The 5,874-nt window shown below is 47.5% G+C and carries 4 protein-coding genes; 3 read left to right on the top strand and 1 reads right to left on the bottom strand.

Annotation, left to right across the window (positions count from 1 at the left end):
- The first annotated feature begins 391 nt into the window (after positions 1-391).
- The 3 genes from HMPREF2955_RS16925 to HMPREF2955_RS12845 all read left to right on the top strand — a co-directional run bounded on the left by HMPREF2955_RS16925 (position 392) and on the right by HMPREF2955_RS12845 (position 4,034).
- Positions 392-628, top strand: coding sequence for a hypothetical protein (locus tag HMPREF2955_RS16925; protein WP_246830149.1), 237 nt, complete (start codon positions 392-394; stop codon positions 626-628).
- A gap of 117 nt (positions 629-745) precedes the next feature.
- A complete protein-coding gene (locus HMPREF2955_RS12850; RefSeq protein ID WP_246830148.1) occupies positions 746-1,591 on the top strand; it encodes a PDZ domain-containing protein in 846 nt (281 codons plus the stop codon).
- Positions 1,592-1,940: 349 nt separating this feature from the next.
- Complete coding sequence (locus tag HMPREF2955_RS12845) at positions 1,941-4,034, top strand: TonB-dependent receptor (RefSeq protein WP_070723851.1); 2,094 nt, start codon at positions 1,941-1,943, stop codon at positions 4,032-4,034.
- A 143-nt stretch (positions 4,035-4,177) separates the two neighbouring features.
- Here HMPREF2955_RS12845 and HMPREF2955_RS12840 read toward each other — a convergent pair whose 3' ends face one another.
- A complete protein-coding gene (locus tag HMPREF2955_RS12840; RefSeq protein ID WP_019187770.1) occupies positions 4,178-4,948 on the bottom strand; it encodes a class I SAM-dependent methyltransferase in 771 nt (256 codons plus the stop codon).
- Positions 4,949-5,874 lie beyond the last annotated feature (926 nt).

Here is a 5,874-nt window from a genome sequence, read left to right as displayed (position 1 = left end):
TGAACAAGCGTGGTAGGCGCAGCCATTTTTTCACTTTTTCACCCTTTCACCTTTTCACCTTTAAATGCCTTTTCACCTTTAAATGCCTTTTCACCATTTCGCCTTTAATAGTCACCAAAAATAAAACTTCGGAACAAGCAAACGATGCGCTTTACAAAATAATTAACTACATTTGCACTTGTGGATTAACCTAACATTCCTATTCTAGGCAGGGCTAAGTCTTGCAAACACTGAAACCAAGGCATGTACCAATGCCGAACGAATGCGGCGTTAACGATGTCTTTACGCATAAACAGCCACGCTTACCGACTGAGAACCCACCTTGAACAACGACAGACGATAACCAAAACCAGCTATAACCCCACAAAATGCTAAACTAAAAATGCCAGCAATGAAAAGAAAAACAATATTGACAATGCTCTTTACCGCCTTTATCCTGACGGCAAATGGGCAGAAAGGGCTATTCGACTCTATGTGGGAGAGCAACGACTCCATCCCATTCGTATGGGATGGGGGCATCTACTTGCCTGCAACTATCGACAATAAATACCCTGCCCACATCTTATTTACCACAAACACCAACCGCCAATTGGTGGTAGACACCACGTATCTTAAAGAACAGTGTTGACAACCGCCAAAGATAGAAAAAGGTTTAATACTGAGAGAAACAGATACACTGCGCCTAAAAGCATCGAACACAAAGCACGAGGTGAAGTTTGGTGACATCTCAGCAAACTTCCCTTACATGCTCATAACCGACATAAGAAACGTGTTGGGCAAGCATGCCGACGGCATCATGTGGGATTCTTTCTTTGAATACTCTCCATTTGAGGTGAACTTTCAGCAGAAGTTCTTACGCACACTAACGGCCATACCCGACTCCGTTAAACGCAACTACCGCTGTTTGCCGCTTACGGTTAGGGGTTCCAATTTTATGATTGAAGCATACGTATGGCTCAACAACAAGCGCATCGGTGGACTTTATGAGTTATGCCTTGAAGGCGGAAACGAGATTATGTTCACCAAAGAGACTGTAAGAAAACATAACCTGATGGCATACGAGGGTAAAACTCGGCAGCTACTGGCTCAGTACACGAACATAGGCGACACCACAACGACTACAACTACCTTCGCACTAGCCGACTCAGTCTACCTTGGATTGCAAAACATTGGTCGCGTTGCCGTAAACTTTTCTCTGCCAACAGTTCACGCTTTCCCGCGAATGCGCAATGCAGGATATATCGGGGCGGGTATTCTTCACAATTATAACTTGGTGTTCGACCCCGCCCACAACAAACTCTACTATCGCCCCTACAAGGCCCACATACCCGAAAAAAGGACGTGGGGTTTCTCGTGGATAAACCGAACCGACATCGGAAAAGGATGGATTGTGCGTTCAATATACGATGGGAGTGCGGCTGATAAGGCCGGATTAAAACTGGGCGACACCATCATAAAGGTGAACGGGAAAAAGGTGGAGAACTATTCGTGGGATGAAGAACGAGCCCTTTCAAACGATTCGTCCATCACGCTTTTGCTTAAAACAAAAAAGGGCATGCGAAAAGTAACCATCGAAGAAGAAGAGTTTTAGGCTGGTTCTAAAAGCTCCACCCTGCCGTTCCATCATGGTTTAAGCACCGCGTTTTGGTGTATTGAAGGATAGCAAGGAGCTATTTCGGCGAGGCATCTGCACGTTAACAGGCCAACTGGTTACCCTGTTAACGTGTCGTTAGCCCCTTAAACAACAAGGCTAACCACTCCCCTCCCTCCTTGAAGAAGGACAGGGAATGGGGCATATTACCCCTATTTCCACACAAATAAGGATTGCGGTTTTTCATACATTTGCATACTTTTGCACTTTTAAAACGTGTAAAGCGTGTGCCGACAAGCTGCGAAGTGAACGGCGGAACGGCTTTGCCGAAATACAAAAACATTCGAAAATGAAAATTATCGCAACACTAACAGCCGTCGCATTTGCGGCAACAGCGAACGCCACAGTAGAAGATTCGGCCACCATTGGCGGAATGATTAACGAGGTTTCGGTGGTGGGGTTTAAACAAGACAGAGCCGCCATATCGCCCGTTTCGCAACAAGGGGTAGGCGAACGCTACATCGAAAACAACCAACTTGTGGGTCTTCGCGACCTTAGTGGCATGTTAGCCAATTTCTACATGCCCGACTATGGCTCGCGACAATATTCACCCATCTACATTCGCGGCATCGGCTCGAAGGTTAACTCGCCTTCGGTAGGCGTGTATGTAGACGGCATTCCCTACTTCGACAGAACGGTATTAGACATGGACCTCTTTGGCGTAAGCAAGGTTGAAGTGCTGCGCGGTCCGCAAGGAACGCTCTTCGGGCGTAACGCATCGGCTGGTTTGATAAACGTTTTCACGCGTTCGCCACTCGATTACCAAGGCACAATGGCCAAAGTTTCGTATGGTTCGTACAACGATTTGCTCGTGGCCGCATCCACCTATCATAAACTAAACCAAAGATTTGGCCTTTCGTTGGCTGCCAATTATCACCATAACGACGGTTTTCAGACCAATACTTTTCTCAACAACAAGGCCGACCGCATCGGCAATGGCACCATTAGGCTGGGCGCAACGTGGAAACCAATAGACCGATGGACTGCAAGATTTACGGCTGCACTAGACCTTACCCAACAAAACGGCTACCCCTATGCGCCTTACAACCCGCAAACGGGCGTGCTACAACCCATTGCCTACAATCGCGAAAGCACTTACCGCAGGCTGATTGGCACGCTGGGCATGAGTTGGCGATACGATGCCGAGGGCTGGAGTATGAACAGTCAGACCGCATTTCAACACAATGATGGTAGCGTAGAAGTAGACCAAGACTATTCGCCACGCGACATCTTCGCCGTTAAAATGCCGCATTGGCAGAACCAAGTGAGCCAAGAATTCACCTTCCGCTCTACCAACGAAAGCCGATATCAATGGATTGTGGGTGCATTTGGTTTCCATCAACACGAACATTACACCGTAAACACATCGCGTATAGCGGCCAAATTGTACGAAGTGAGCCAGAACAAACTGCCCACAACGGGGTTCGCAGTCTATCATGTCAGCACGTTCAACATCGTAAAGGGCTTGTGGGCATCGGCTGGTGTCCGGTTGGATTGGGAGAGAAACAAAATAAACAACAACAAAGCCAAGGTAAAATGGATGGGACAAGACGCCCCACCCATGTTCAATCCCGTGGATCCGAAGGGCGGATGGCAAACAACAGACTTTGATGCAAGCAGGATTGACAGGCAGATAACGCCCAAGTTTACGCTTAAATACCAGTTTACGCCCTTCCGTATGATATACGCCACGGTAGCGAAAGGCTATAAAGCGGGCGGCTTTAACGCCGTTCACCAAACCGACGAAGACTATACTTACAAGCCCGAACACACGTGGAACTACGAGGTTGGAGCCAAATGGAGTTTCCTTAAAGGCTTGTTGGCTTTCGAGGCTAGTGCCTTTTACATCGACTGGCGGCACCAACAACTCTCCATCACCGTGCCTGCACTGGGCAATGTTGTGCGCAATGTGGGGCACAGCAACAGCAAGGGGGTAGAACTTACGCTTAATGCCACGCCCCTACCCGCACTTTCGTTACAAGCTAGTTACGGATACACTTACGCCAAGATGCTAGAAGGGCGCATGGGGACGGGGCGCGACTACTCTGGTAATATGTTGCCATTGGTTCCGCGCCACACTTGTTCGCTCAATGTCAACTATGCAGTAAACAACCTCGGCCGTATTGCCAACAAGTTGATGTTTAATGCCAACCTCACGGGCGTTGGTTCGCTCTATTGGCGCGAAGACAATGCGGTTAAACAGCCATTCTACACCCTTCTCAACCTGAAAACGGCCATAACGCGCGGCATTTTTACCTTAGAGCTATGGTCGCGCAACACGCTTGCAACCAATTATCTGGCCTATTACTTCGTTGCCTCAACGCCTATGGCACAAAAAGGTAAGCCCTTCACTATCGGTACAACGCTGATGGTAAAGTGGTGACGTAAGGTGGTAAGGCTATGATGTTGCAAGCTGTTGCGGCAAAAAGCCTATAAAGAACAAAGTACACCCCAAGCCTTTCTCCATTTGGAGAGGGACTTGGGGTGTGGCTTTTCAGCTTTGAAAAGGAGACTTGGCGAAACCTCCTACTCAAGTATGTAAAAGCAAGAAGTGGTAAAGAAGTTGCGCACATGCCGCATTCTGGCCAAGCGAGGCCACAGCAAACGAGGGCGCAGATTAAACTTTATCTCGTAATGGGGGTTGATGAAAAAAAGCGTGCGGTTGCGTATGGCAAAGTGTTGCGCGGCCAAACCTTCGAACAGCTCTATCGTGCAACGCGTCTGTTTGATGTCAAGCAGTTCGTCTGTAATGCCTGGTTTCTCGTGGAAGGCCTTCAATATGGCCGCATATACATCTTCTGGCAAGAGGTGAAACCAAGGCAAATGCGAGAGGAACTTACTTCGGCAAATCTGTTGATGACCGCCGAAGGGCATCTGCCAAGCAGGAAAAGACATAAAAACAACACCTTCCGGTCGTAAGAACTTGCGCAACTTGGGCAAGAAAGAGGCCTTATCCATAATGTGTTCGATTACGTCGTGGCAGATAATCAGGTCGAAATGGTGTTCAATATCCTTCATTTCGAACACGTCTGATGCGATAAACCGCCCCTTAGCACCCGCCTCTTCGAAAAATCGCTTGGCATCATTTATCCTACATTCGGCCAGGTCTACCCCCACAACCTCGCACCCACGCTCGCTGAAAGGCAACAGGTTGCCGCCATCGCCACAGCCTATCTCCAACACGTTCATCCCCTGTTCGATGGGCAGATAACGTTCTATGTAGGGCAAAAAGTACTTCCAGCTAGTTGCAGAAAGCTCGTTAAAATATAGTTTTCGGTCCTTTTGTCGATGCTGCATAATAAAAAGGTACAAAGTTAGAAAGCTGTAAGAATGAAAAACAACTTAAAGACAAAAGGATTAAGGCGTGGAGACATCGTCCTTCTCCTTTTAATCCCATCCTCCTAGTTCGTTAATTACTCCGATTGTCTGTGCACAAAAATACAACAAATTGATCTAACAAGAGAAAAAACAAACCTCTTTTTCATTGAAAATCACAACTTCTAGGTAATGTTCACATACGTAAATCCTTGCATTGCACCCTGTCTCTAAGACGTAATGGCAGGTTAAAACGAGGTGGCCAGTTGACAATGTGACGAGGTGATGGTTTGAACAGTTAACGAGGTAATCAGGTGACGAGGTGATGGGTTGACCAGTTAACAAGTTTACCAGTTAACAAGTAACGAGTTGACTAGTTGACCAGTATAGGGGTTGACAAGAGTACAAGTTTACAAGTTGGTTGGCGTAGCCATTATTTCACCTTTTCAACTTTTCACTTTTTCACCTTTAAAGGGCGTGAGCCATTTTTTCACCCTTTCACCCTTTCACCCTTTCACTTTTTCACCTTTAAAGGGCGTGAGCCATCTTTTCACCTTTTCACCCTTTCACCTTTAAACGCCTTTTCACTTTTTCACCTTTAAACGCCTTTAAACGCCTTTACATCTTCTTCCCTTAACAAGTTGCCAAGTCAGCATAACCTTACAAAGCACATCATCCCCTCTCCCCTTGGAGAGGGGCTGGGGGTGAGGCCAGTAGCGGTTAGGGAGTGAGGTCTTACAAAGCACATCATCCCCTCTCCCCTTGGAGAGGGGCTGGGGGTGAGGCCAGTAGCGGTTAGGGAGTGAGGTATTACATAGCACATCACTCCCCTCTCCTCTTGGAGAGGTGTTGGGGGTGAGGCCGATAGCAGTTAGGGGTGAGGTCTTACAAAGCACATCACTCCCCTC

The organism is Prevotella sp. HMSC073D09 (assembly GCF_001814145.1).
GTDB classification, from domain to species: domain Bacteria; phylum Bacteroidota; class Bacteroidia; order Bacteroidales; family Bacteroidaceae; genus Prevotella; species Prevotella conceptionensis.
The sequence above is the reverse complement of the archived record's forward strand: the minus strand, read 5'-3'. Positions and strand labels throughout refer to the sequence as shown.